The following is a 25,314-nucleotide window of genomic DNA, read 5'->3' on the forward strand; positions in this document are numbered from 1 at the left end:
GCCCCTTCAGTACTTCAGGAGGTTCGCGTCGTCGACACTCGCCGAGCGTCGCGTACGGAAGATCGACATGATGATGGCGAGGCCCACCACGACCTCGGCGGCCGCGACGACCATCACGAAGAACGAGATGATCTGGCCGTCCAGGCCGCCGTTGATCCGGCTGAAGGTGACCAGGGCCAGGTTCGCCGCGTTCAGCATCAACTCGATGCACATGAACAGGACGATCGCGTTCCTTCGGACGAGCACCCCGGCAGCGCCGATGGTGAAGAGAATCGCCGACAGCACCAAGTAATAGTCAGGAGTCACTTCTCGGTTCCCTTCGGCGCGGCCTCACTCGGGGTCAGCTCGCGGATCGGGAGGATCGGCGAGATGCTCCGCTCGGCTCCGTTGCCGTCCGGCAGACGACCCGGCGCGGCCACCGACATGGTGTTCGCGTAGACGCCGGGGCCGGGCTTCGGACCCGGGTAGTTGCCCGGCCGGAACCGCTCCTTCATGAGCGTCACCTGGTCCCGCTTGTCCTCCTTGGCCTTCTCGATGTGCGCCAGGATCATGGCGCCGACCGCGGCGGTGATCAGCAGCGCCGAGGTGACCTCGAAGGCGAAGACGTACTTGGTGAAGAGCAGCGAGGCGAGGCCCTCGACGTTGCCGTTCTGGTTGGCCGCGTCCAGGCCGATCGACGGGGTGTCGCCGAGCGCGCGGGCCAGACCGGTGCCGATCAGGGCGGCGAAGCCGACGCCCAGCACGATCGCGGCGACCCGCTGGCCGCGCAGCGTCTCGATCAGCGAGTCCGACGCGTCCCGGCCGACCAGCATCAGCACGAACAGGAACAGCATCATGATCGCGCCGGTGTAGACGATGATCTGGACGAAGCCCAGGAACGGCGCCGAGTTGATCACGTAGAGGAACCCGAGGTTCAGCATCGTGACCACCAGCCAGAGCGCGGAGTGCACCGCGTTGCGGGCCAGCACCATGCCGAGCGCGCCGATCACCGCGAGCGAGCCGAGGATCCAGAAGGCGACCTGCTCCCCGGTGGATACCTCGATCATGCCGCCCCCTCCCGGCGAACCGGGCCGGCCGTCTCCGGCCGGCTTGCGTGCTCCACGGGTTCGGACGCGTCGTGCGTGGCCGACGCGGCCCACGGCGCCCGCTCGGCACCTACCGAGGTGCCCGGGTTGGTGAGCGCCCCGATGTAGTAGTCCTTGTCGGTCTCGCCCAGGCGCATCGGGTGCGGCGGCTGCTCCATGCCGGGCAGCAGCGGGGCCAGCAGTTCCTTCTTCGTGAAGATCAGGTCCTGCCGGTTGTCGCGGGCCAGCTCGTACTCGTTGCTCATGGTCAGCGAGCGGGTCGGACAGGCCTCGATGCAGAGCCCGCAGAAGATGCAGCGCGCGTAGTTGATCTGGTAGATCTTCGCGTACCGCTCACCCGGCGAGAACCGCTGCTCGTCGGTGTTGTCGCCGCCCTCGACGTAGATCGCGTCGGCCGGGCAGGCCCAGGCGCACAGCTCGCAGCCGATGCACTTCTCCAGGCCGTCCGGGTGCCGGTTGAGGATGTGCCGCCCGTGGTAGCGCGGCGCCGGCTTCGGCGGGGAGAACGGGTAATCGGTGGTGATCACCTTGCGGAACATGTGCGCGAAGGTCACGCCGAACCCTTTGAAGGAGCCGGTAAACGTGCCCACGTCACACCTCCTTCGTTTCGGGCTCGCCGCCGACGGTGGCGGGGGCGCGTTCGGCCACGGCCCGGCGGGCGCGAGGGCTCGGCGGGACCTGGAGGTCCATCGGCGGGACCGGGAAGCTGCCCGGCGGCCGCTGGTGCAACTCCTCCTCGAGGGAGAGCTGCTTCGGTTTCTTCGGTGCCGGCCAGCCCCAGGCGACGGCCAGGACCAGGACCGCGACGACCGCGGTGGTGGTCCACTTGGCGGTGTCCGAGATCTGGCCACTGCGGGCGACCTTGAAGAACGCCAGGCAGAGGATCCACACCAGGTTGACCGGGATCAGGACCTTCCAGCCGAACCGCATGAACTGGTCGTAGCGCATCCGGGGAAGCGTGGCCCGCAGCCAGATGAAGCCGAAGAGCAGGATCAGCACCTTGCCGAAGAACCAGAGCAGCGGCCAGTAGCCGGAGTTGGCGCCCTCCCAGAAAGTGGTGATCGGGGCCGGAGCCCGCCAGCCGCCCAGGAACAGCGTGGTCGCGAACGCCGAGACGGTGATCATGTTGATGTACTCGGCCAGGAAGAACAGCGCGAACTTGAACGACGAGTACTCGGTGTGGAAACCGCCGACCAGCTCGGACTCGGCCTCGGGGAGGTCGAACGGGGCCCGGTTCGTCTCACCGACGGCCGCGATCATGTAGATGATAAAGCTCGGCAGGAGCTGGACCGCGTACCAGCCGGGGGCGGTCAGCTCGGTGCCGAAGATCTCCACCGGGGTGCCGGAGGCCTGCGCCTTGACGATCTGCGAGGTGCTCATCGTGCCGGCGGTCATGAACACCGCCACGATGGACAGGCCCATCGCGACCTCGTACGAGATCATCTGAGCACTCGACCGCAGGCCGCCGAGCAGCGGGTAGGTCGAGCCGGAGGCCCAGCCGGCCAGCACCACGCCGTAGACGCTCATCGACGAGCAGGCGAGCAGCACCAGCACCGAGACCGGTACGTCGGTGAGCTGCAGCGCGGTCTTCTGACCGAACATGGTCACCACGCCACCGAACGGCATCACCGAGAAGGCGGTGAAGGCCGTGGTCGCGGAGATCACCGGGGCGATGAAGTAGACCACCTTGTCGGCGGTCTTCGGGATGATCTCCTCCTTGAACGGCAGCTTCATGCCGTCGCTGAGGCTCTGCAACCAGCCCTTCGGGCCGACCTGGTTGGGGCCAGGCCGGACCGCCATCCGGGCCACGACCTTGCGCTCGTAGTTGATCGTGAACAGCGTCAGCAGCAGGAGCAGGACGAAGACGCCGACCAGCTTGATCAGAACGATCCACCAGACGTCGTTCTCGAACGTCTCCAGGGTGGGATCGACGGCGTGTGCCGCCACCGCAAGCTCGCTCATTGCGCCACCTCTTCGGCGAGGATCGGGCCGGGAACCCCGGCGCTCAGCTTGACCACCGCGCCGGCGGTGACGCCGAGACTGCGCCGGACCGTCGAGCCCGGTGAGTTCGTCGGCAGCCACACCACCCGCGGCGGCAGGTCGGTGATCGCGGCCGGCAGCGTGACCGAGCCACGGGCGGTGCTCGCCGTGACCAGGTCACCGTCGCCGACACCCAGCGACTCGGCGAGGTCCTTGCCGATCCGGGCCACCGGCGGCCGGGCGGTACCGGCCAGCACCTGGTCGCCGTCGAGCAGCGAGCCCAGGTCGATCAGCTGGTGCCACGTGGCGAGGACCGCCTCGTCGCCGGCCGGCTGTGCGGGCCGGGCCGCCTCGGCGGCGGGCTGCGCCGGGCTCGACGCCGTGCTGCCGGGAAGGCCGCCCAGCTCACGGCGGATCGCCATCACGTCCCCGGTGTTCAGGGTGACGTCGAGCAGGGCAGCGATCGCCTCCAGCACGCGGCCGTCGGTCATCGCCGTGCTCTTCAGCACCGCGCCGAACGACCGCAGCCGGCCCTCCCAGTCCATGTAGGTGCCGGCCTTCTCGACGGCCGGCGCGATCGGCAGGACCACGTCCGCCCGTCGGGTCACGGCGCTCTGCCGGATCTCGAGGCTGACCAGGAAGGGCACCGCGTCGAGCGCCTCCTCGGCCCGCTGCGGGTCGGTCAGGTCGGCCGGGTCGACGCCGCCGACCAGCAGGGCGCCGAGCGTGCCGTCCGCGGCCGCCGCGATGATCCGGTCGACGTCCCGGCCGGCCGTACCGGGCAGCGCGCCCGGCTCGGCCTTCCAGGCCAGCGACAGTTCGGCGCGGGCCCCCGCCTCGGTGACCGGGCGACCCCCGGGCAACAGGTTGGGCAGGCAGCCGGCGTCGATCGCGCCGCGGTCGCCGGCCCGGCGGGGCACCCACGCGAGGCGGGCGCCGCTGCGGTCGGCCAGGGCCGCCGCCGCGCTGAGACCACCCGGAACCTCGGCCAGCCGCTCGCCCACGATCAGCAGTGAGCCGGGCGCGCTGAGCGCGGCGGCGACCGCCGGGTCGGTGCCGAGCAGGTGGGCCTCGCCGCCCGGGACGGCCGCGACGAGCGCGGCGCCGAGCTTCTCCAGACCCCGGGAGAGGTACGAGGAGACCGCGGTGATCCTGAGCTTGCCCTTACGGTGGCCCTTGCGCAGCCGCAGGAAGAGGATCGGCGCCTCCTCCTCCGGCTCCAGGCCCACGATCAGCACCGACGGGGCGTTCTCCACGTCCTCGTACGTCACTCCGGTGCCCCCGGCGACGTTCGCGGCCAGGAAGTCGGCCTCCTCGGTGATCCCGGTCGACGATCCGGTGGCACGGACCGGCCGGGCCCGGAAGTCGATGTCGTTGGTGCCGAGGACGGTCCGGGCGAATTTCGCGTACGCGTACGCGTCCTCCACCGTGAGCCGGCCGCCCGGAAGGACCCCGACGCCGCGCTCCCGTGCGGCCTTCAGTCCCTCGGCCGCGGCCAGCAGCGCCTCGCTCCAGGCCGCCTCACGCAGTTCACCGGTGGCCGCGTCGCGGACCAGCGGCGTCATGATGCGGTCGGTGGCGGTGGCGTAGCGGAAGCCCCAGCGGCCCTTGTCGCAGTTCCACTCCTCGTTGACCGCCGGGTCGTCGCCGGCCAGGCGGCGCAGCACCTTCCCGCGCCGGTGGTCGGTGCGCTGCGAGCAGCCGGAGGCGCAGTGCTCGCAGGCGCTGGGCGTGGAGACCAGGTCGAACGGGCGGGCGCGGAACCGGTACTGCTCGCCGGTGAGCGCGCCGACCGGGCAGATCTGGATGGTGTTGCCGGAGAAGTACGAGTTGAACGGGACGTCGCCGTCGCCGTCACCGACCTCGCCGTCACCGGTGCCGTCGCCGCCGAAGAAGTCGTCCCGATAGACGTTGATCTGCTCGCCGGAGGAGCGGTCCATCAGATCGATGAACTTGTCGCCGGCGATCTCCTCGGAGAACCGGGTGCAGCGCTGGCAGAGCACGCAGCGCTCCCGGTCCAGCAGCACCTGGCTGGAGATGTGGATCGGCTTCTGGTACTCCCGCTTCTCCTCCACGAAGCGGGAGTCCGCCCGGCCGGTGCTCATCGCCTGGTTCTGCAGCGGGCACTCGCCGCCCTTGTCGCAGGTGGGGCAGTCGAGCGGGTGGTTGATCAGCAGCAGTTCCATGACGCCGGCCTGCGCCTTGGCGGCGACCGGCGAGCTGAGCTGGGTCTTCACCACCATGCCCTCGGCCACCGTCTGGGTGCAGGAGGCCACCGGCTTGCGCTGGCCCTCCACCTCGACGAGGCACTGCCGGCAGGCGCCTGCCGGGGCGAGCAGCGGGTGGTCACAGAACCGCGGGATGGCGATGCCCATCCGCTCGGCGACCCGGATGACCAGCTCGCCCTTCTCGGCGGTGACCTCGACCCCGTCGATGACGAGCTTGACGGTGTCGACCCTCTTGGATACGTCGGTCATCAGTGCGCTCCAACCAGGGACTTCTCGGACAGCCGCGGGGCGGTCCGGCCCTCGATGTAGTCCAGGTAGTCCTGCCGGAACCACTTGAGCGTCGACACGACGGGCGTGGCCGCGCCGTCACCGAGGCCGCAGAAGGACCGGCCGAAGATGTTGTCCGCGGTGTCCTGCAGGGTGTCCAGGTCCGTGTAGGTGCCCTGACCGGCGAGGATCCGCCGGTAGGTGCGCACCATCCAGTAGTTGCCCTCCCGGCACGGGGTGCACTTGCCGCAGGACTCGTGGTGGTAGAACTCCAGCCACCGCCACGTGTTGTAGACCGGGCAGTCCTGGTCCGAGAAGATCTGCATGGCCGTGGTGCCGAGGATCGACCCGGCCGCCGACACCCCTTCGAAGTCCATCGGGGTGTCGATGTGCTCGGCGGTCAGGATCGGCGTCGACGAGCCGCCCGGCGTCCAGAACCTCAGGTTGTGGCCCGGCTTCATGCCCCCGGCCAGCTCGATCAGCTCGCGCAGGGTGATGCCGAGGCCGCACTCGTACTGGCCCGGGTTGGTGATCCGGCCGGACAGCGAGTAGATCATCGGGCCCGCCGACTTCTCGGTGCCCATGCTCTTCCACCAGTCCGCGCCGCCCAGCACGATGTAGGGCACGCTGGCGATGGTCCCGACGTTGTTGACCACGGTCGGGCTCGCGTACAGGCCGGCGATCGCCGGGAACGGCGGCCGCAGCCGCGGCTGGCCGCGGAAGCCCTCCAGCGAGTCGAGCAGCGCGGTCTCCTCACCACAGATGTACGCGCCGGCGCCGCTGTGGACGACCAGGTCCAGGTCGAATCCCGAGCCGAGGATGTTCTTCCCGAGGTAGCCCTTGGCGTACGCCTCCTGGACCGCGTTGCGCAGCCGCCGGGCGGCGTGCACCGCCTCGCCACGGATGTAGATGTACGCCCGGTTGGCCCGGATGGCGTAGGAGGCGATGATCGCGCCCTCCACCAGCGAGTGCGGGTCGTACGTCATGAGCGGCAGGTCCTTGCAGGTGCCCGGCTCGCCCTCGTCCGCGTTGATCACGAGGTAGTGCGGCTTGCCGTCGCCCTGCGGGATGAATCCCCACTTGAGCCCGGTGGGGAAGCCCGCACCGCCCCGGCCGCGCAGGCCGGAGTCCTTGACCAGCTGGATCAGGTCGTCCGGGTGCACGTCCAGCGCCTTGCGCAGCGCCAGGTAGCCGTCGAGTCGTTCGTAGACCCCGATCCGCCAGGCGTCCGGCGAGAGCCAGCGCTTGGTCAGCACGGGGGTGAGCTTCTGGAGGACCTCCGGCCGTGGCTGGGTCACTTCTTCTCCTCGGTGACGCGCGGCTTGGTCTTGGTGATCGGGGTGTCCGGGTCGAAACCGGCCACCGTGACACCGTGTTCCTGTGCCAGCCGCACACCGCGCAGCGTGGGCGCGCCCGCCACCCCGTCGGCCACCGCGCCCTCGCGCGGGTCGGCGAAGCCGGCCAGCTGGTACTGCATCTCCCGCAGCGAGCAGATCCGCGCGCCCCGGGCGGGCGTCGGCCGATCCCCCTTGCGCAGGTTCTCCACCAGCTCGACCGCGCTCTCCGGGGTGGCCTGGTCGACGGTGAAGTCGTAGTTGACCGTCACCACCGGCGCGTAGTCGCAGGCGGCCAGGCACTCGGCGTGCTCCAGCGTGATCTTGCCGTCGGCCGTGGTCTCGTCGTGGCCCACGCCGAGGTGCTCGGTCAGCTGGTCGTAGACCTCCTGGCCGCCCATCACGTTGCACAGGGTGTTGGTGCAGACGCTGACCAGGTACTCACCGGTGGGCCGGCGCTTGTACATGGTGTAGAAGGTCGCGACCGCGCCGACCTGGGCCTTGTTGATGCCGAGCAGGTCGGCGCAGAACGCCACCCCGTTCGGGCTGACATGGCCCTCCTCGGTCTGCACCAGGTGCAGCAGCGGCAGCAGCGCGGACCGTTCCCGGCCGGCCGGGTAGCGGGCGAGGATCTCGAGCGCGGGCTCGAGAAGCTTCGCCGCCAGTGGTTCGGCGGCCGGCGAGAATTCCACCGTTGTCATCGGTCACACCCACCCATCACGGGATCCAGCGAAGCGCCGCCGGCGATCACGTCGGCCAGCAGGGCGCCCTCGGCCATCGCGGGGATGGCCTGGAGGTTCACGAAGCTCGGCTCGCGGTAGTGCACCCGGTACGGATGGGTGCCACCGTCGGAGACCGCGTGTACGCCGAGTTCGCCACGCGGGTGCTCGATGGCGACGTAGACCTGGCCGGGCGGAACCCGGAAGCCCTCGGTCACCAGCTTGAAGTGGTGGATCAGCGACTCCATCGACTGACCCATGATCTTGGCGACGTGCTCGAGGGAGTTTCCGAGCCCGTCGAGGCCGAGCGCGAGCTGCGACGGCCAGGCGATCTTCTTGTCCTCGATCCAGATCGGCCCGGGCCGGAGACGGTCCAGCGCCTGCTCGACGATCTTCAGCGACTCACGGATCTCCGCCACCCGGACCAGGTAGCGGCCCCAGACGTCACCGGTCGTCGCGGTGGGCACGTCGAACTCGTAGTCCTCGTACCCGCAGTAGGGCATCGTCTTGCGCAGATCCCAGGGCAGGCCGGCCGAGCGCAGCACCGGCCCGGTGATGCCCAGGGCGAGGCAGCCGGTCACGTCCAGCACCGCGACACCCTGGGTGCGCTGCTGCCAGATGACCTGCCCGGAGAGCATGGCCTCGTACTCCTTGAGCTTCTTCGGCAGGTACTTGAGGAAGTCGCGGATCTTCTTGACCGCGGACTCCGGCAGGTCCTGCGCGAGGCCGCCCGGGCGGATGTAGCCGTTGTTCATCCGCAGGCCGGAGGTCTCCTCGAAGATGTCGAGGATGTACTCCCGCTCGCGGAAGCCGTACAGCATCATCGAGATCGCGCCCAGCTCCATGCCGGTGGTGGCCAGCCAGACCAGGTGCGAGGCGATCCGCTGGAGCTCCATGAACATGACCCGGATCGTGTTGGTGCGCTCGGTGATCTGGTCGGTGACGCCGAGCAGCTTCTCCACGGCGAGGCAGTAGGCCACCTCGTTCGACATGTTGGAGAGGTAGTCCATCCGGGTCACGAAGGTGACGCCCTGGGTCCAGTTGCGGTACTCCAGGTTCTTCTCGATCCCGGTGTGCAGGTAGCCGACGACCGGGCGGCACTCGGTCACCGTCTCGCCGTCGAGCTCGAGCACCAGCCGGAGCACACCGTGCGTGGACGGGTGCTGCGGGCCCATGTTGACGACGATCTTCTCGTTGCTGAGCGGGTCGACGCTGGCGGTGAGGGAGTCCCAGTCCCCACCGGTGACCGTGAAGACCCGGCCCTCGGTGGTCTCGCGCTCGCTCGCGTACTCAGATGTGGTCACTGGTAGACCCTCCGCTGGTCGGGAGGCGGAATCTCGGCGCCCTTGTATTCGACGGGCACGCCGCCGAGCGGGTAGTCCTTGCGCTGGGGGTGGCCCTCCCAGTCGTCCGGCATGAGGATCCGCGTCAGGTTCGGGTGGCCCGGGAAGACGACGCCGAACATGTCGTAGATCTCCCGCTCCTGCCAGTCGGCGGTCGGGTAGACCCCGGTGACGCTCGGGACGGTGACGCCGTCGGCCACCGCGACCTCCAGCCGCACCCGGCGGCGATAGGTCATCGAAGTCAATTGATAAGCGATGTGGAATCGGCGCTCATCGGATCCGAGATAGTCCACCGCGTCGACCGACGAGCAGAGCTCGAACCGGAGTGCGGCGTCGTCACGCATTACCTGACACACCTCGACGATGTGCTCGGCGCGTACGTGGAGTGTGAGTTCTGCCCTATCCACGACCACCTTCTCGATGGCTTCGGAGAGGGCCGGATAAGCTTCCTCCAACGCGTCATAGACGTCGTCGAAATACCCGCCGTAGGGTCGTGGGCTGTCAAAAGCAGCAGGTCGCGGGCGGGTCAGGCGACCGAAGCCGGAGACGTCTCCGGTGCCTTTGACGCCGAACATGCCCTTATCCGGGCTGGGCGGCGTCTGTGCGGGAGCACCCAATTCCGCGCCTACCGGAGCACTACCCTCGGTTCCGGGCTGAATACTCATTTGTGAACCTCCCGCAAATGCGGCTGGAGCTTCATCCAGTTCTCGATCCGCAATTGCTCCTCGCGCCCTTCTTTCACGGCCTGGGTCCATTCCGCACGGCGGGCCTTGTCCACGCGGTAGGAAGAGGGCATGGCGCCGGGCGCGACGATCGGAACCCGGCCCTCGGCCTGCCGGGCTTCGAGCATCTTGCGGCCGTTCGGGCCGAGAGGCTGGGCCATGACCTTCTCGCGCATCTTGAGAATCGCGTCGATCAGCATCTCCGGCCGGGGCGGACACCCGGGTAGGTAGATGTCGACCGGGACGATGTGGTCCACGCCCTGGACGATGGCGTAGTTGTTGAACATGCCGCCGGACGAGGCGCACACGCCCATCGAGATGACCGACCGCGGCTCCGGCATCTGGTCGTAGATCTGCCGGACGACCGGGGCCATCTTCTGGCTCACCCGGCCGGCCACGATCATCAGGTCGGCCTGCCGCGGCGAGGCGCGGAACACCTCCATCCCCCAGCGACCCAGGTCGTAGTGGGGGCCGCCGGAGGCCATCATCTCGATGGCGCAACAGGCGAGGCCGAAGGTGGCGCCCCAGAACGACGACTTACGGGCCCAGTTGGACAGTTTCTCCACGCTCGTCAGCAGGATGCCCGACGGGAGCTTCTCTTCGATTCCCATAACGCATCAGTCCCAGTTGAGTCCGCCGCGTCGCCACACATACGCGTAGGCGATGAAGACGGTGAGGATGAACAGGACCATCTCCACGAACCCGAACAGGCCGAGCGCGTCGAAGGACACGGCCCACGGGTACAGGAAAATGGTCTCGATGTCGAAGATGATGAAGAGCATCGCGGTCAGGTAGAACTTCACCGGAAACCGCCCGCCACCGATCGGTTGTGGCGCAGGCTCGATCCCACACTCGTAGGCGTCGAGCTTGGCCCGGTTGAAGCGCTTCGGCCCGACGATCGGCGCGATGGACACCGAGAACAACGCGAAGAGGGCGCCGAGGATCAGCAACCCGACGATCGGGACATAAGGGTTGATCGTCATGTCTACTCCCGTACGACTGTTAGCCGCTTCACACTAGTTACTGAGGTTGTGCTGTCCTTTGGTCGGGGGTGCCCTAATTCGTACTGACCGAGGTCAGACGGAGGGCGCCACCTTGGTCAATCCATTGATGATGCGATCCATGGCGTCGCCACCCCGGGGGTCGGTGAGGTTTGCCAGGAGCTTGAGGACGAACTTCATGAGCAGCGGCTGCGGCATGCCGTACTTGGTGGCCAGCCGCATGATCTGCGGGTTGCCGATCAGCTTCACGAAGATCCCACCGATCCGGTAATAGCCACCGAACCGGAGACTCAATTCGGCGGGGTACGCCTGGAGCGCGCGCTCGCGCTCCGGTCCGGCCGGCCGGGCCAGGGCTTGCACCGCCACCTCGGCCGCCATCTCACCGGACTCCATCGCGTACGCGATGCCCTCGCCGTTCATCGGGTTGACCATGCCGCCGGAGTCACCGACCAGCATCACCCCACGGGTGTAGTGCGGCACCCGGTTGAAGCCCATCGGCAGCGCGGCGCCCAGCGTCGGGCCGTCCGCATTGGCCTCCTCACGCAGTCCCCACTCCTCCGGAGTGCTGCCCAGCCAGTCGGTGAGCAGATTTCGGTAGTTCGTCTTACCGAAGGCGTCCGAGGAGTTCAGGATGCCGAGACCGACGTTCACCCGGCCGTCACCCAGTCCGAAGATCCAGCCGTAGCCGGGCAGGAGCCGGCCCGGGTTCTGCGCGCTGCGCAGCTCCAGCCAGGACTCCAGGTAGTCGTCGTCCGCCTTCACGGCCGAACGGTAATAGCGCCGAACCGCCACGCCGAGGGGCCGATCGTCCCGCTTGGCCAGACCGAGCGACAGGGGGAACTTGCCGGACACGCCGTCCGCGGCGATCACCAGGGGGGCACGGAAGGAGACCGGCTCACGCTCCGGGCCGGACTTCGCCTCGACGCCGATCACGTAGCCGTCGTCGTCGGTCACCGCTCCGATGACGTTCACCCCGGTGCGCAGGATGGCGCCGGCCTCCACGGCTTGCCGGGCCAGCATGTCGTCGAAGTCCATCCGGGTACGGACGAGACCGTAGTTGGGGAAGCTGGCGAGATCGGGCCAGTCCAGTTCCAGCCGGACTCCGCCGCCGATCACCCGCAGGCCCCGGTTCTGCAGCCAGCCGGCCTTCTCCGAGGTGTCGACACCCATCCGGATGAGCTGGCGGACCGCGCGCGGGGTGAGGCCGTCACCGCACACCTTCTCGCGCGGGAACTCGGTCTTCTCGAGCAGCAGAACGCGCACGCCGTGGCGAGCCAGATGGTAAGCCGCCGCGGAGCCACCGGGACCCGCTCCGACCACGATCACGTCCGCCTCGTCTACGACGGGCCCACTCGGGTGGTCGTTCACGGTCCAACCTCCGTCTCGCCCGGACGCTCGTGAATTAGTTCACAAGCATGCCTCGATCGGAGTGTAGGCCGACTATCGAAGATCTTTGCGCTTAGGTTCCCCTAATTGTTCCTGAAGCACTATCATCCCTGCTCAGGGGCACGGAGGACCCGGTCCGCCACGCCGAGCGCCGGGCCGTCCAGGTGGTCGCGGATGGTGCCGCCCATCGCTTGGTCGAGCGCCACGATGAGCCCCTCCACGAGGTCCTGGGCAAGATCGGGATCCTGCGCCGCGACCCGCCGAAGCCGCGCGGCCAGCTCGGTTGCGCGGCGCGCGTCCGCCTCACCCTCGTCGATCGCGAGGTCGATGTCGGTGTCGTCGAGTTGTCCGAGATCAGTCATGACTCGAACTAAGCAGCACATTCACTGCCTGGTGGGCGAAATGCCGTATTTACACCCGGGTGGCGCGGTGCAGCGCCACGATCCCACCGCTCAGATTGCGCCAGCCGACCCGGTCCCACGGCCCGGCCGCGGCGATCCGGTCCGCCAGACCCTGCTGGTCCGGCCAGGCGCGGATCGATTCGGCCAGATAGACGTACGCCTCCGGATTGCTCGACACGCCCCGCGCCACGGTCGGCAGCGAGCGCATCAAATACTGCATGTAGATCGTCCGGAAGGCGGTGCTCGTCGGGTGGCTGAACTCACACACCACGAGCCGGCCGCCCGGCCGCGTCACCCGGGCGAACTCACGCAGCGCGGCGCCGGTGTCCACCACGTTGCGCAGCGCGAAGGAGATCGTCACCGCGTCGAAGACACCGTCCGCGAACGGCAGCCGGAGCGCGTCCCCGGCCAGCAGCGGCACCTCGGCCCGGACCCGGCGGCCGGCCTGGAGCATGCCCACCGAGAGGTCCGCGCCGACCGCGAACGCCCCGGACCGGCCCAGCTCCTCGGTGGAGATCCCGGTGCCGGCGCCCACGTCCAGCACCCGCTCGCCGGGCCGCAGCCCCAGCGCGGTCCGGGTGGCCCGGCGCCAGCCCCGGTCCTGCCCGAAGGAGAGCACGGTGTTGGTGAGGTCGTAGCGTTTCGCCACGCCGTCGAACATCTCGGCGACCTCGTGCGGCTGCTTGTCCAGATCTGCGCGCGTCACGAGGACTAACTCTGCCATCCCATCCGACCACCCCGACGACCCCCGCCCTTAAATCGGACTAAAGGCCCTCCCACGCAACAGCGCGGGCGGGATGGTTTCCCATCCCGCCCGCGCCTTGTGCGTTATATATACGACCGTCGTCGGTCGGGTCCGAATGCTCGTCACCGACGCGATCGCGACTGGCGACGTATGAGTGTTCCGTTGCCTTACAAGGGCAACGTAACCAGCAGCAACGACCCGGTACAGGCAACCGGCGGGCTCGTTACGAAGGAGCAACCCAGCCTCGCCGGTCCGACGATCCGAACCTGGCCGAACGGACGACTGCCACCCCCTGAAGGGGCCAGTTATCAGCTCGCCTCGACCAGCGGAAGCTGCTTACGGACCCCTCCACCGGGCAGCGCGATCGAGGAGAAGTGCGAGACCACGCGGTCGTCGGTGGGGTCCTCCGCGGCCGTCCGGTGCACGGCGAGGTGCTTGTACCAGGTGTCCCGCCACGCCGGGACACGGTCCGCGGTGCGGATCATCGAGATCAGCTCCTGGAGGTTCGACCGGTGCTTGGCGCCGGCCGAGGAGATCACATTCTCCTCCAGCATGATCGAGCCGAGGTCGTCGACGCCCATGTGCAGCGAGAGCTGGCCGATGTCCTTGCCGGTGGTGAGCCAGGACGCCTGGAGGTGGGCCACGTTGTCGAAGAAGAGCCGGGAGACCGCGATGAAACGCAGATACTCCATGGTGGTGGCCTGGGTGCGGCCCTTGAGGTGGTTGTTCTCCGGCTGGTACGTCCACGGGATGAACGCGCGGAAACCGCCGACCTCGTGCGACTGCTCGACCGGGACGTCCTGGTAGCCGTTCGCCACGGCCAGGTCCTGCACCTCACGGATCATCCGGATGTGCTCGATGCGCTCGAAGTTCGTCTCACCCGTACCCATCATCATGGTGGCGGTGGACGAGAGGCCGTGCCGGTGCGCGATGGCCATCACCTCGAGCCATCGCGCGCCGCTCTCCTTGAGCGGCGCGATGGCCTTGCGCGGCCGCTCGGGCAGCATCTCGGCGCCGGCGCCGGCGATCGAGTCGAGCCCGGCCGCCTTGATCCGGATCACCGCCTCCTCGATGGAGACGCCGTCGACCTTGGCCATGTGCAGGATCTCACTCGGGCCGATCGAGTGGATGGCGAGCTGCGGGAACGCCTGCTTGACCGAGGAGAAGAGATTCTCGTAGTACGCCACCCCGAACTCGGGGTGGTGCCCACCCTGGAGCATCACCTGCGTGGCGCCCAGCTCGACCGCCTCGCCGGCCCGGTGCAGGATCTCCTCGATCGGGTGCGCCCAGCCCTCCTTGTGCTTCGGGGCCCGGAAGAACGCGCAGAACTTGCACGCCGTGACGCACACGTTGGTGTAGTTGATGTTCCGGTCGATCAGGTACGTGACGATGCCGTCCGGATACCGGCGGCGCCGGACCGCGTCGGCCGCCTCGCCCAGCGCGTGGAACGGGGCCTCCGTGTAGAGCAGCAACGCCTCCTCGGGCGTGATGCGCCCACCGTCGGCTCCGCGCTGCAGGATGCTGTCGATCTCCGGATTCGCGGTCACGTCAGGAAGCGTACGTCCACCGGGTGCCGACCGTCAGCGGCGAGGGTCACCGGGAGCCGGCCGTCCCGATCAGCGCGGCCAGGCCGTCCAGCACCCGGGCGAGCCCGAACTCGTACGCGTGGCCGGGCTCGTAGGCGGCGCCCATCGCGGACCCGGCGGCGGCCCCGACCCGGGTGGCGGTCGGGTACCGGTGCTGGTCGAAGACCAGCTCGAAGACCGGTCCACGCTCCTGCCACCACTCGAAGTCGGTGCTGCCGGCCCGCGCCTCGGCGGCCCGCACGTCCGCCTCCGACCGGGCCGCGGCCTGCACGAATCCGATCAGGAAGGTGAGCGCCGCGTCCCGGGTCACGTCGTCCAGCCCGCAGTCGTCGAAGGCGCGCAGCTCGTGCTCGTACTTCGCCATCAGGCCGGGGCCCAGCGGCGGGCGGCTGGCCGGGAGGGTCGCCGCCCACGGATGGGCGGTGTAGAGCCGGCGGTTCTCCCCCGCGACCGCGGCCAGGCGCTCCCGCCACGGCCGGTCCGGATGCCCGGCACGGGGCATCTCCAGGTAGAGACGGTCCAGCATCAGGTCGAGAAGGGCGCTCTTGTCCGGAACGTACGTGTAGAGGGTCATCGGCACCACGCCCAGCTCCTGGGCGACCCGGCGCATCGACACCGCCTCCAGGCCCTCGGCGTCGGCCAGCGCGATCCCGGTCTCGACCACCCGCGCGACGGTCAGGCCGGGGCGGCGGCCACGGCGCTTCCCCTCCGGTTCGCCGTCCGGGAACCAGAGCAGGTCGATGGTGCGGCGCACTTCGGCCACGGGTGGCACTCCTTTCCTGTACGGCGTATTGTGTACGACGTACAAGTAACAGCTTCGGGGAGGCGCCATGCAGATCACCTCGTCCGCCATCTCGCTCACCGTCGACGATGTCCCGGCTTCCAGCAAGTTTCTCGCGGACCACTTCGGTTATGCCGTGCGGATGGCGGCAGACGGTTTCGTCTCGCTCGGCCGCGACGACGGTGGCGTCGACCTGATCTTCCTGCGCCGCGGCATCGAGGTGCTGCCACCCGAGCTGCGCCAGGTGCACACCGCCGGCACGATCGTCGCCTTCGTGGTCGACGACCTGGAGGCCGAGCAGGCCCGGTTGCGGGCCGAGGGGGTCGAGCCCACGCTGCCCATCCGTGAGGAGCCGTGGGGTGAGCGCCTCCTTCTGGTGACCGACCCCAACGGTGTCGTCTACGAGTTGGTGGAGTGGCCGGACCGATAGGTTCTGTTCTCACGGATCGTTCAGGGGGTTGCAGTGCTCGTCGTTCACGGCGGCTGGGTGGCCGGGGCCGGGCGCCCGGGCCAATTGATCATCTGGGCCGAGGACCCGGCTCTTCCCACGTCGTCGACGTCCCGGGCGCGATCGCGTCCACACCCGTTCGCGGCTCCCGTCGAAGCGCTCCAGCAGGTGGTGCCCGGCGCGGAGGGCGGGTCGCTGGCGCTCACCCTGCCCGGGAGCGGTCGTGGCCCCCTGCCGTCGCCCGAGACCGGGCTCGAGGCGGCCACCCGCGGGATCAAGCTGGGCACATGGACGGTTCCGGCGTTGTCGGTGCCCGGTGACGAGGCCATGGCGGTCCTCGGTGAGCTTGCCGACCCCGATCCGGACGGTCCCTGGCTCGCCGGGCCGTCGCTGCGCTATCTCACCCTGCTCGCCGGCTACGCCTGTGACCTGGCCGGGCGCGGGCGGATGCTGCCGCAACTGACGGTCGAGGCCGGGATGCCCACGGCGCGCTGGCGGCCGGTGCTGACCGGGTCCGACACGGCCACCTTCCGCGACTTCGCCGCCGGCATGCCGCCGGTGGTGCGGGCCGCGGGAGACGGCCAGGCCGTCGGGCGGACGGTGCGGGACGCCTTGGAGTCGCTGCTGGACGGGGCGGCCCGCGCCACCCTGCCGGAGCGGCTCATGGTCGGCCAGCGGCCGGGGCCGAAGTCCGCCCTGCCGGACCGCTGGCTGGCCGCCCTCACCGGCGCCGATCCGGCGCTGCCCGGCGCCGCCGACGCCGACGTGCGCGACCTGCGCCGCGCGCTGGACGACTGGATGCGCGCGGCCAACGAGGCCCACGGCCCGATCCGGGTCAGCTTCCGCCTCTTCGAGCCGTCGCCGGAGGCGCCGCCCGGTGAGGACGGGTGGTTCCTGGAGTTCGCGTTGCAGTCGGCCGAGGACCCGGGTCTCTACCTGCCCGCCGAGGACCTCTGGGAGGGCGCCCGGTTCCCCGGGCTGCCGCGCCGGCCCGACGAGACCCTGCTCGCCGGGCTGGGCCGGGCCGTCCGGCTCTTCCCCCTGCTGCACGTGGCACTGCTCGAGCAGCGACCGTCCGCCATGCCGCTGACCACCGGCGAGGCCTATGACTTCCTGCGCCAGGCGGCGCCGCTGTTGCAGGCGGCCGGGTTCGGTGTGCAGCTCCCGTCGTGGGCCGGCCGGAAGGCGGTCGGGCTGAAACTCACCACGCGCACCCGGTCCAAATCCGGGTCGTCGTCCCGGGCCGTGGCGGATTCCGGTTTCGGACTCTCCGAGCTGGTCGACTTCCGGCTCGATCTGGTCATCGGCGACGGCGCGGTGACCGCCGAGGAGCTGGCCGAGCTGGCCCGGCTCAAGGTGCCGCTGGTCCGGGTCCGCGGCCAGTGGGTGGAGCTGGATGCCCGTCAGCTCAAGGCCGCGCTCAAGGCGGTCGGGGAGCGGCGGGAGGGGCAGCTCACCGCGGGTGAGCTGTTGCAGCAGGTGGTCGACGGCGGCGACGAGGACCTGCCGTTGGTCGAGGTCGACGCCGACGGCGACCTCGGTGACCTGCTCTCCGGTCAGGCGGCCGAGCGGCTCAGCCCGCTGCCGACGCCGGCCGGGTTCCAGGGGGCGCTCCGGCCTTATCAGGAGCGGGGCCTGTCCTGGCTGCACTTCCTCAGCCGGCTCGGCCTCGGCGGCATCCTGGCCGACGACATGGGTCTGGGCAAGACCGCGCAGACCCTGTCTCTGCTGCTCACCGACGAGGGCTCACGGAGCCTGCTGATCTGCCCGATGTCACTGGTCAGCAACTGGCACAAGGAGGCTGGCCGGTTCGCGCCGGGCTTGCGGGTCTATGTGCATCACGGCGCCACCCGGATGCGCGGGCCCGAGTTCGACGAGGCGGTCGCCGGGGCCGACCTGGTCATCACGACGTATGGCACGGCGCTCCGCGACCTGGAGACGCTGCGCGGTGTGACGTGGAGCCGGGTGGTCTGCGACGAGGCGCAGGCGATCAAGAACAGCGGGACCAGGCAGTCGCAGGCGGTCCGCGCGATTCCGGCCCGCACCCGGCTGGCGCTCACCGGCACCCCGGTGGAGAACCATCTGGCGGAGCTGTGGTCGATCATGGATTTCTGCAATCCGGGGCTGCTCGGGCCGGCGAAACGGTTCCGCCGCCGGTTCCAGGAGCCGATCGAGAGCCGGCAGGACGAGGACGCGACAGCCGCTCTGAAGCGGGCCACCGGCCCGTTCGTGCTCCGGCGCCTCAAAACCGACAAGACCATCATCTCGGACCTGCCGGAGAAGAACGAGATGAAGGTGTGGTGCTCGCTCACCGCCGAGCAGGCCACCCTCTACCAGGCGGTCGTCGAGGACATGATGGCCGAGATCGAGAGCACCGAGGGCATTCAGCGGCGGGGCAACGTGCTGGCCGCCATGATGAAGCTCAAGCAGGTCTGCAACCATCCCGCCCACCTGCTCAAGGACGGCTCCCGGCTGCCCGGCCGCTCCGGCAAGCTGGCCCGGCTCGAGGAGCTGGCCGACGAGATCATCGAGGACGGCGACAAGGCCCTGATCTTCACTCAGTACGCGGAGTGGGGCACGCTGCTCCAGCCCTACCTGACGGCCCACACCGACCGCCCGGTGCTGTGGCTGCACGGCGGCCTGAGCAAGGCGCGGCGCGACGAGCTGGTCGAGAGGTTCCAGACCTCCGGCGAGCCGATGCTGTTCCTGCTCTCCCTCAAGGCCGCCGGCACCGGTCTCAACCTGACCGCCGCCAACCACGTCGTCCACTTCGACAGGTGGTGGAATCCGGCGGTCGAGGACCAGGCCACCGACCGGGCGTTCCGGATCGGGCAGTCTCGCGACGTTCAGGTCCGTAAGTTCATCTGCACCGGCACCCTGGAGGAGAAGATCGACGCGATGATCGAGCGGAAGAAGGCGCTGGCCTCCTCGGTCGTCGGCACCGGCGAGGAGTGGATCACCGACCTCAGCACCGATCAGCTGCGGGAGCTGTTCTCGCTCGACCCGGCGGCGGTGCGCTGACATGCCCTTCGACAGGTCCGGTCAGTTCTACGAGGCGGCCCGCCCGATCGAGGTGGACGGCGGCCTGAGCGTGCGGTCGAAACGAGGCAAGATCGGCGAACAGTGGTGGTCACGCAAGTTCGTGGACGTGCTGGAGGGTGTCTGCGACGCGGGGCGGCTGGCGCGCGGCCGGGCCTATGCGCGCAAGGGCCAGGTGATGGACTTCGCCCTCGAGCCGGGGCGGGTGCTCGCCCGGGTGCAGGGGTCCCGCCCCCGGCCGTACGAGGTGACGATTCGGATCACCGCCTTCGACGACGCGCGGTGGGCCGACGTGATCGACGCGCTCGCGACCCGGGCGCTGTACCGTGCCGCGTTGCTGGCCGGCGAGATGCCGCACGAGATCGTCGACCTCTTCACCGAGCTGGGTCTTCCACTGTTCCCGAACCGGCTGGACATCGACTGTTCCTGCCCGGACTGGGGTGTTCCCTGCAAACACGGCTCGGCGGTGCTGTACGTGCTGGCCGAGGCGTTCGACGACGACCCGTTCCTGGTGCTGGGCTGGCGGGGCCGCGGCCGCGACGAGTTGCTCGACGCGCTGCGCGGCACCCCCGAGCCGGAGGAGACCGTCGACCCGCTGGCGGTCGAGGAGGAGCCGCTGGACGCCCGGCTGGCCGACTTCTACTCCCCCGCCATCAGCCTGGGCCGGCTGCGGGAGCGGCCACCCCGGGGCGGGCTGCCACCCGAGCTGCTGCTGCGGGCGCTCGACCCGCCACAGATCCGGGTCCGGCATGTGCCGCTGGTCGACGTCCTCCGGCCGGTCTATCGCGACCTGGGCGTGGCGGAGGGGGAGGAATGAGCGAGTCCTTCGACAGGACCGCGCCCATCGTGAACCGATCGTGGGCGAGTCCACGATGGACGCGGTGGCTTGTCACGCTACCGGGCTTCGCCCGGTTTCGCCTCCCCGAAAGGTGACCTCAAGCTAGATAGCCGTCACCACCCGTGTCAATGCACAACTACCGATATCGGAGCACCGCATCATGAGTGAGATGACCTATCGCCGGCTGGGTGACTCGGGCCTGGTCGTGTCCGCGATCGGGATCGGCTGCAACAACTTCGGCCGCAAGCTGGACGCTGACGGCACCCGTGAGGTGGTCGACGCCGCCATCGACGCGGGGATCACCCTCTTCGACACCGCGGACATCTACGGCACCCCGCACGGCATGTCGGAGGCGTTCCTCGGAGCCGCGCTCAAGGGCCGGCGGGACGAGGTCGTGCTGGCCACCAAGTTCGGCATGAACATGGAGGGGCTCAACGGGAGGGACTTCGGGGCACGGGGCTCGCGACGGTATGTCGTCCGCGCCGTCGAGGCCTCACTCCGGCGGCTGGAGACCGATCACATCGACCTCTACCAGATGCACGAGCCGGATCCGGCCACCCCGATCGACGAGACCCTGGCCGCCCTCGACGACCTGGTCCGTGCCGGCAAGGTCCGCTACCTGGGCAACTCGAACTTCTCCGGCTGGCAGATCGCCGACGCCGACTGGACGGCACGGACCGGGAGTCTGACCCGGTTCGTCAGCGCACAGAACAGGTACAGCCTGCTGAACCGCGGCGTCGAGGCCGAGGTGGTGCCGGCGTGCGAGCAGTTCGGGCTCGGGCTGCTGCCCTTCTTCCCGATCGAGTCCGGCCTGCTGTCCGGCAAGTACCGGCGCGGTGAGCAGGCTCCCGCCGGGACCAGGATGTCGCAGGAGCGCTACCGCCCATGGCTGGCCGACGCGGACTGGGACACCATCGAGGCACTGACCGCCTTCGGGGCCGAGCGCGGGCGCACCCTGCTCGAGGTGGCGATCGCCGGGCTGCTCGCCCGGCCGGCGGTGGCCAGCGTGATCGCCGGCGCCACCACTCCGGAGCAGGTCCAGGCCAACGCCGCAGCCGGCACGTGGGACCTCACCGCCGCCGACGTGGCCGCCCTCGACGCTCTCCTCGACTCGTAGGAGCCCAACCCCACCTCCGCCCCGACCTTTGACCCAGCTCAGCGAAAGGCCAAAGGCGCGGGCACGGACGCGGGCGCGGGGGCAGCGCGGGGGCAGCGCGGGGGCAGCGCGGGCGCGGGGGCAGCGCGGGCGCGGGCACAAGGCGCGGGCGCGGGCACAAGACGCGGCGCGGGCTGTGAGCAGCGGACGGCGTGTGAGTGAGAGCGCGCGTCGGGCGTACCCGGGAAACGGTGAGGCCGGGCACGCGGGAAGCGTGCCCGGCCCGGAGAGAGTGACTACTCGGCGACCGTGATGATGCGGCGGCGCCGAGCCGCCCGGAAGGCGATGAAGCCCGCGGCCAGCAGGGCCGCGCCGCTGCCGGCGATCAGGCCGGCCGGAGCACCGGTGATCGGGAGACCGCCGCCGGTGCCGCCCGAGGTCAGCTTGACGGTGAGGGCGGCCTTGTTGTTGTCCTTCTTCTTGTCCTGCACGCCGCCGTTGATGCTGACCGAACCGGCCTTGTGCTCGGCCACGTCGAGGATCTCGGCGGAGAGGCTGAACATGTAGCGGCCCTTGTTCGGGACGCTCTCCACGACCAGGCAGACCAGGTCGGTGACCTGGGCCAGGTCGGTGACGGACTCGTCGATCTCGGTGAGCGAGGTGCCCGGCAGGCAGCGCTCGTCGATCTTCATGAGTTCGATGCCGGTCGGCAGCTTGATGTGCGCGTACTGGAGGGAGGCGATGCTCGGCGGGACGGTTCCGGACGGGCCCAGGTTGCGCAGGCCCACCTCGGCGGTGCGCTCCTCGCCGATCTCGCCGGTGAAGGAACCGCCGACGGCCGCGGTCTCCGCCGTCGACTTCGGCACGGTCACCGAGAAGATCGTGAAGTTGTCGTCCTCGTTGAGGTCCTCGGCGACCTCCGGCTCCTCGGCGGAGACCGACGAGACGGCCTCCAGCGACAGTTCCTTGCCGGCGGCGCCGGCGGTGCGCTTCGTGAAGTCGAATACGTACTTGTCGGTGAGGCCGATCGCCGCGATGTAGACCGGGTACTCGAACGGCCCGGCGGCGTCCGACGGCACCTTGACCCGCAGCGGCATGTTGTCCGGCAGGGTGAAGGCGCCCCCGCCGGCTAGCGGCTCGTTGAAGACGCAGATGAAGCCACCGATCTCGGCGTCCTGCTCGCAGTTGCGGTAGTTCAGCAGCGGCGTCACCCCGTACGGGGCCATCACCACCAGACCGAGGGCCGCGACGTCCTTGTTGCCGGTGTTACGGACCAGGACCGGCACGTCGGCGCTCTCGCCCTGGGCCAGTTTCAGGTCGGCGACGTCCTCGACCTCGAGGTCGATGCCACCCTTGTCGGTGCGGACCACGGTGATCGACGTCTCGTCGCTGGGCAGCTCGCCGACCGTCGTGCTGAGCGCGATGCTCTTGGCCGGGTCGGCGGCACCCGCTGCGGCGGCCGGCTTGATCGTGAACTTGATGCTGCGCCGCTGACCCGGCGCCAAGTCACCGATCGTGCATGTGGTGGCGTCGCAACCGGTGGGCGCGGTGAATCCCAAATCGGCGCTGATCGGCTTGGCGGCGCTACCGAATGTGAGAACCACATTCTTGGCGGAAACGTCACTGAGGTTGTAGAGGTCGAATTTGACCGTCTTCGACTGACCGTTGATCACGGTCACCGTTTCCGGGCTGAAGATGCCGATATAGGGCACCTCGACCTCTTCCGCGGCCTGAGCCGGCAGGGACAGGCCGGTGACGGCCAATCCAGATGCCGCTGTGGTCAGGGCAAGACGGCTGAACAGGGCGCGCAGTCGCATGATCACCGATTTTCGAACTGATACGGCCGGCCAGAGAATCGGCCGCGGAAAAAGTTCGAGGATCTTAAGGCGCGCGAACCGTGAAGATCAAACGTCGGCGAAGAACGGGCCGTTCTTCGGCAGGCTGGGCACTTCGCCCCGTTCTGCCGCACGCCGGGCGAACTCGCGAACACCGGCGATCTGCCGTTCACCGAGCGAGAAGTCGAGCGCCCGGAAATAGTTGGCGAGTGTCGCGGCGTCGAACGGCTCCCAGCGGGCGGCCGACGCGGCCACCTCGTCCAATTCACCAAGGCACAGATCACGGGACCGCTGGAAGGCCTCGTGCACATCCTTGACGAGACCGGGATGCGCGACAGCGAAGTCCCTCCGGACCGCCCAGACGGCGAAGACCATCGGCAGGCCGGTCCACTCCTTCCACGCCTCGGCCAGGTCGATCACCTGAAGGCCCTTGGCAGGTGCCTCGTACATCGCCCGGAGCGCCGGGTCGCCGATCAGCACGCCGGCGTCCGCCTCCATGAGCATCTGCGACAGATCGGGCGGGCAGCGGAAATACTCCGGCTCGGCGCCGAACCGCTCGGAGAGCAGCATCTGGGCGAGCATCACCCCGGTCCGGGAGGTGGAGCCGAGCGCGACCGGCCGCCCGTCCAGCTCGGCTGGCGGCCGGGTGGACACCAGGTTGACCGAGAGCACCGGTCCGTCGCTGCCGACCGCCAGATCGGGCAGCAGGAGCAGCTCGTCGGCATGGCGCAGGTACTCCACCAGGGTGATCGGCCCGATGTCGAGGTCACCGGCGACCAGGTCGGCGCTGAGCCGCTCCGGGGTGTCCTTGTGCAGGTCGACGTCGAGAAGAGCACCCGAGCGCATCAGCCCCCAGTAGATGGGCAGGCAGTTGAGGAACTGGATGTGCCCGACCCGGGGCCGACGGACGCTGTCGCTCATGCTGCGACGTTATCCCCGATCTTCCCGGACGGCTGACTCGCGTGGCCCAGATCGCAGGATCCCCGCTAAAGTCTTTAGCAAGGGTGGCTATGACTTCCGAGGAGATCGCCCGGCTTGTCGCGCTTCTGCGCCAGAGCGGAACCGACCTTCGCGATGTGGAGGTCAAGGCGGCCGGAGGCGGCCTGCCCAAATCGATACGTGACACGCTCAGCGCGTTCAGCAATGACCGGGGTGGCACGGTCATTCTCGGGCTGGAGGAGAAGGTCGGGTTCCACCGGTTCCCGATCGTCGTTGGGTTGGCCACGACACCGAGATCCAGTTCTTGCTGGCGCGAGTCCGGCAAAGACAGCCGCGGGCCTTCGCTGATCTTGACCGGCAACAGGTACTACGCCGGCTCAACATCCTCACCGAGGACTCCACGGGTGTCCTCCGCCCCAGTCTGGGCGGGCTCCTCACCCTGGGGATCTACCCACAGCAGTTCTTTCCGCAGCTGAACGCCACCCTGGTCGTCTACCCAGGCACATCGGCTCAGGACATCCCGGTCAACGGGCCCCGCTTTCTGGAGAACCGCACGTTCGACGGTCCGATCCCAGTGATCGTCGACGAGGCGGTCACGGCCGTGCTCCGGAACACGTCTGTCCGCTCCTTCATCGACGGCAGCGGCCGGATCGACCGGTACGACTATCCGGCGGAGGTGATCCGCGAGGGAGTGGCGAACGCGCTCCTGCACCGGGACTACTCGTCCTACTCGCGAGGTACACCGGTCCAGATCACCCTCTACTCCGATCGACTTGTCATCGCCAACCCGGGTGGGCTGTTCGGCGCCGTGACCGAGGACGATCTCGGCCGTGAAGGCGTGACCTCCACTCGTAATCCGGTTCTCGCACGCCTGCTCCAGGACGTTCGCCTACCCGAGACCGGCCGGATGGGGTGCGAGAACCGGGCTAGCGGGATTCCCACCATGCTGCGAGAGCTACGGCGCACCGGCTCCCCGCTACCCGAGTTCCACAACCGCATCACTCGTTTCAAGCTGCTTCTCCCGCGCCACACCCTGCTGGACGACGAGACGACCACATGGATCGACGGCCTCGGCCAGCAGGGCCTTACGACCACGCAACAGTTGGCCTTGGCCGAGATGCGGCTGGGGCGGGCGGTCACCAACTCCACCATGCGTAACCTCGGCCTTGAGGCGCATCGAGCGACTGGCGAACTCGCGGATCTTGTCAGCCGAGGGATCGTGGTCCGCGTCGGAGAACGCCGTCATGCCCGTTATCTGGTCGCCCCGCAGGCCGAACAACTGGCGCTGTTGACCGCCACGGGCGTCAGCGACGCCGAGATCATCAAGAGGGCGCTCGGGGACGGGCGGGAATTGAGCCGCCGCGACCTCGAGCAACGAACCGGACTCAGCTACATGAAGGTACTCCGCGCCCTGAAAGACCTTGAGGTCGCTGGCACGGTACAGCCCACAGCCCCCGCCCGCTCCCCTCTACGGCGGTACCGGCTGGCTCCCTGACTCGAAACTCGGTGGACAGCGGTGGGGAATCGCGTAGCGTGGAGGG

22 protein-coding genes and 1 pseudogene are annotated in these 25,314 nt (G+C 69.1%); 5 read left to right on the forward strand and 18 right to left on the reverse strand.

What is annotated here, in order from left to right; genetic code table 11:
- Window positions 1-6 precede the first annotated feature (6 nt).
- The 16 genes and pseudogenes from nuoK to IEZ13_RS41300 all read right to left on the reverse strand — a co-directional run bounded on the left by nuoK (window position 7) and on the right by IEZ13_RS41300 (window position 15,560).
- Window positions 7-306 carry an NADH-quinone oxidoreductase subunit NuoK gene (nuoK, locus tag IEZ13_RS41225; RefSeq protein ID WP_183225904.1) on the reverse strand — a complete coding sequence of 100 codons (300 nt, stop codon included), beginning with the start codon at window positions 304-306 and terminating at the stop codon, window positions 7-9.
- Window positions 303-1,046: an NADH-quinone oxidoreductase subunit J gene (locus tag IEZ13_RS41230; protein WP_183225905.1), complete on the reverse strand. Its 744-nt coding sequence runs from the start codon at window positions 1,044-1,046 to the stop codon at window positions 303-305. Before IEZ13_RS41230 ends, nuoK begins: the two co-directional genes overlap by 4 nt.
- Window positions 1,043-1,675 carry an NADH-quinone oxidoreductase subunit NuoI gene (nuoI, locus tag IEZ13_RS41235; protein WP_183225906.1) on the reverse strand — a complete coding sequence of 211 codons (633 nt, stop codon included), beginning with the start codon at window positions 1,673-1,675 and terminating at the stop codon, window positions 1,043-1,045. The genes IEZ13_RS41230 and nuoI overlap by 4 nt, the downstream gene beginning before the upstream one ends.
- A 1-nt stretch (window position 1,676) precedes the next feature.
- On the reverse strand, window positions 1,677-3,047 hold the full coding sequence (gene nuoH, locus IEZ13_RS41240) for an NADH-quinone oxidoreductase subunit NuoH (RefSeq protein WP_221246137.1): 1,371 nt from the start codon (window positions 3,045-3,047) through the stop codon (window positions 1,677-1,679).
- Entirely contained in the window at window positions 3,044-5,542 is a 2,499-nt protein-coding gene (locus tag IEZ13_RS41245; protein WP_183225907.1) for an NADH-quinone oxidoreductase subunit G, read from the reverse strand. Before IEZ13_RS41245 ends, nuoH begins: the two co-directional genes overlap by 4 nt.
- Entirely contained in the window at window positions 5,542-6,858 is a 1,317-nt protein-coding gene (gene nuoF, locus IEZ13_RS41250; RefSeq protein WP_183225908.1) for an NADH-quinone oxidoreductase subunit NuoF, read from the reverse strand. The genes IEZ13_RS41245 and nuoF overlap by 1 nt, the downstream gene beginning before the upstream one ends.
- A 35-nt stretch (window positions 6,859-6,893) precedes the next feature.
- Window positions 6,894-7,581 (reverse strand): annotated as a pseudogene (nuoE, locus tag IEZ13_RS41255) (NADH-quinone oxidoreductase subunit NuoE); the annotation flags it as partial.
- A 10-nt stretch (window positions 7,582-7,591) separates the two neighbouring features.
- Complete coding sequence (locus tag IEZ13_RS41260; protein WP_183225910.1) at window positions 7,592-8,917, reverse strand: NADH-quinone oxidoreductase subunit D; 1,326 nt, start codon at window positions 8,915-8,917, stop codon at window positions 7,592-7,594.
- Entirely contained in the window at window positions 8,914-9,621 is a 708-nt protein-coding gene (locus IEZ13_RS41265; RefSeq protein ID WP_183225911.1) for an NADH-quinone oxidoreductase subunit C, read from the reverse strand. The genes IEZ13_RS41260 and IEZ13_RS41265 overlap by 4 nt, the downstream gene beginning before the upstream one ends.
- Window positions 9,618-10,289, reverse strand: coding sequence for a NuoB/complex I 20 kDa subunit family protein (locus IEZ13_RS41270; RefSeq protein WP_183225912.1), 672 nt, complete (start codon window positions 10,287-10,289; stop codon window positions 9,618-9,620). Before IEZ13_RS41270 ends, IEZ13_RS41265 begins: the two co-directional genes overlap by 4 nt.
- A 6-nt stretch (window positions 10,290-10,295) precedes the next feature.
- Window positions 10,296-10,661 (reverse strand): NADH-quinone oxidoreductase subunit A, encoded by a 366-nt coding sequence (locus IEZ13_RS41275; RefSeq protein WP_203737666.1) that lies wholly within the window; start codon window positions 10,659-10,661, stop codon window positions 10,296-10,298.
- 93 nt (window positions 10,662-10,754) lie between these two features.
- The gene (locus IEZ13_RS41280; protein WP_183225913.1) at window positions 10,755-12,047 is read right to left on the reverse strand and encodes a geranylgeranyl reductase family protein; all 1,293 of its coding nucleotides are present in this window, start codon (window positions 12,045-12,047) and stop codon (window positions 10,755-10,757) included.
- Between the two features lie 122 nt (window positions 12,048-12,169).
- The gene (locus tag IEZ13_RS41285) at window positions 12,170-12,427 is read right to left on the reverse strand and encodes a hypothetical protein (protein WP_183225914.1); all 258 of its coding nucleotides are present in this window, start codon (window positions 12,425-12,427) and stop codon (window positions 12,170-12,172) included.
- A gap of 49 nt (window positions 12,428-12,476) precedes the next feature.
- The gene (locus IEZ13_RS41290; RefSeq protein ID WP_268240201.1) at window positions 12,477-13,172 is read right to left on the reverse strand and encodes a demethylmenaquinone methyltransferase; all 696 of its coding nucleotides are present in this window, start codon (window positions 13,170-13,172) and stop codon (window positions 12,477-12,479) included.
- Between the two features lie 347 nt (window positions 13,173-13,519).
- Window positions 13,520-14,758, reverse strand: coding sequence for a cyclic dehypoxanthinyl futalosine synthase (mqnC, locus tag IEZ13_RS41295; protein ID WP_183225916.1), 1,239 nt, complete (start codon window positions 14,756-14,758; stop codon window positions 13,520-13,522).
- Window positions 14,759-14,804: 46 nt separating this feature from the next.
- On the reverse strand, window positions 14,805-15,560 hold the full coding sequence (locus IEZ13_RS41300) for a TetR/AcrR family transcriptional regulator C-terminal domain-containing protein (RefSeq protein ID WP_229795689.1): 756 nt from the start codon (window positions 15,558-15,560) through the stop codon (window positions 14,805-14,807).
- Between the two features lie 67 nt (window positions 15,561-15,627).
- Between IEZ13_RS41300 and IEZ13_RS41305 the strand changes: the two genes are divergently transcribed.
- From IEZ13_RS41305 to IEZ13_RS41320, 4 genes are all read left to right on the forward strand, one after another.
- Complete coding sequence (locus IEZ13_RS41305) at window positions 15,628-16,008, forward strand: VOC family protein (RefSeq protein ID WP_183225918.1); 381 nt, start codon at window positions 15,628-15,630, stop codon at window positions 16,006-16,008.
- Window positions 16,009-16,041: 33 nt separating this feature from the next.
- A complete protein-coding gene (locus IEZ13_RS41310; protein ID WP_183225919.1) occupies window positions 16,042-19,047 on the forward strand; it encodes a DEAD/DEAH box helicase in 3,006 nt (1,001 codons plus the stop codon).
- 1 nt (window position 19,048) lies between these two features.
- Complete coding sequence (locus IEZ13_RS41315) at window positions 19,049-19,882, forward strand: SWIM zinc finger family protein (RefSeq protein WP_183225920.1); 834 nt, start codon at window positions 19,049-19,051, stop codon at window positions 19,880-19,882.
- A gap of 190 nt (window positions 19,883-20,072) precedes the next feature.
- Entirely contained in the window at window positions 20,073-21,020 is a 948-nt protein-coding gene (locus IEZ13_RS41320) for an aldo/keto reductase (RefSeq protein WP_183225921.1), read from the forward strand.
- A 275-nt stretch (window positions 21,021-21,295) separates the two neighbouring features.
- On the opposite strand, the gene IEZ13_RS41325 is transcribed toward IEZ13_RS41320, so the two are convergent.
- Together IEZ13_RS41325 and IEZ13_RS41330 are read right to left on the reverse strand one after the other, a co-directional pair.
- Window positions 21,296-22,816, reverse strand: a complete 1,521-nt coding sequence (locus tag IEZ13_RS41325; protein WP_183225922.1) for a COG1361 family protein — start codon at window positions 22,814-22,816, stop codon at window positions 21,296-21,298.
- A gap of 87 nt (window positions 22,817-22,903) precedes the next feature.
- The gene (locus tag IEZ13_RS41330) at window positions 22,904-23,755 is read right to left on the reverse strand and encodes a menaquinone biosynthetic enzyme MqnA/MqnD family protein (protein ID WP_183225923.1); all 852 of its coding nucleotides are present in this window, start codon (window positions 23,753-23,755) and stop codon (window positions 22,904-22,906) included.
- 322 nt (window positions 23,756-24,077) lie between these two features.
- Between IEZ13_RS41330 and IEZ13_RS41335 the strand changes: the two genes are divergently transcribed.
- Complete coding sequence (locus tag IEZ13_RS41335; protein WP_183225924.1) at window positions 24,078-25,268, forward strand: ATP-binding protein; 1,191 nt, start codon at window positions 24,078-24,080, stop codon at window positions 25,266-25,268.
- Window positions 25,269-25,314 lie beyond the last annotated feature (46 nt).

Source organism: Actinoplanes campanulatus (assembly GCF_014647795.1).
Lineage (GTDB): Bacteria > Actinomycetota > Actinomycetes > Mycobacteriales > Micromonosporaceae > Actinoplanes > Actinoplanes campanulatus.

Coding starts and splice junctions, on each gene's coding strand:
- IEZ13_RS41230 (WP_183225905.1), bottom strand. CDS start 1,046: ATGATCGAGGTATCCACCGGGGAGCAGGTCGCCTTCTGGATCCTCGGC.
- nuoH (WP_221246137.1), bottom strand. CDS start 3,047: ATGAGCGAGCTTGCGGTGGCGGCACACGCCGTCGATCCCACCCTGGAG.
- IEZ13_RS41245 (WP_183225907.1), bottom strand. CDS start 5,542: ATGACCGACGTATCCAAGAGGGTCGACACCGTCAAGCTCGTCATCGAC.
- IEZ13_RS41265 (WP_183225911.1), bottom strand. CDS start 9,621: ATGAGTATTCAGCCCGGAACCGAGGGTAGTGCTCCGGTAGGCGCGGAA.
- IEZ13_RS41270 (WP_183225912.1), bottom strand. CDS start 10,289: ATGGGAATCGAAGAGAAGCTCCCGTCGGGCATCCTGCTGACGAGCGTG.
- IEZ13_RS41275 (WP_203737666.1), bottom strand. CDS start 10,661: ATGACGATCAACCCTTATGTCCCGATCGTCGGGTTGCTGATCCTCGGC.
- IEZ13_RS41285 (WP_183225914.1), bottom strand. CDS start 12,427: ATGACTGATCTCGGACAACTCGACGACACCGACATCGACCTCGCGATC.
- IEZ13_RS41305 (WP_183225918.1), top strand. CDS start 15,628: ATGCAGATCACCTCGTCCGCCATCTCGCTCACCGTCGACGATGTCCCG.
- IEZ13_RS41315 (WP_183225920.1), top strand. CDS start 19,049: ATGCCCTTCGACAGGTCCGGTCAGTTCTACGAGGCGGCCCGCCCGATC.
- IEZ13_RS41320 (WP_183225921.1), top strand. CDS start 20,073: ATGACCTATCGCCGGCTGGGTGACTCGGGCCTGGTCGTGTCCGCGATC.
- IEZ13_RS41325 (WP_183225922.1), bottom strand. CDS start 22,816: ATGCGACTGCGCGCCCTGTTCAGCCGTCTTGCCCTGACCACAGCGGCA.
- IEZ13_RS41330 (WP_183225923.1), bottom strand. CDS start 23,755: ATGAGCGACAGCGTCCGTCGGCCCCGGGTCGGGCACATCCAGTTCCTC.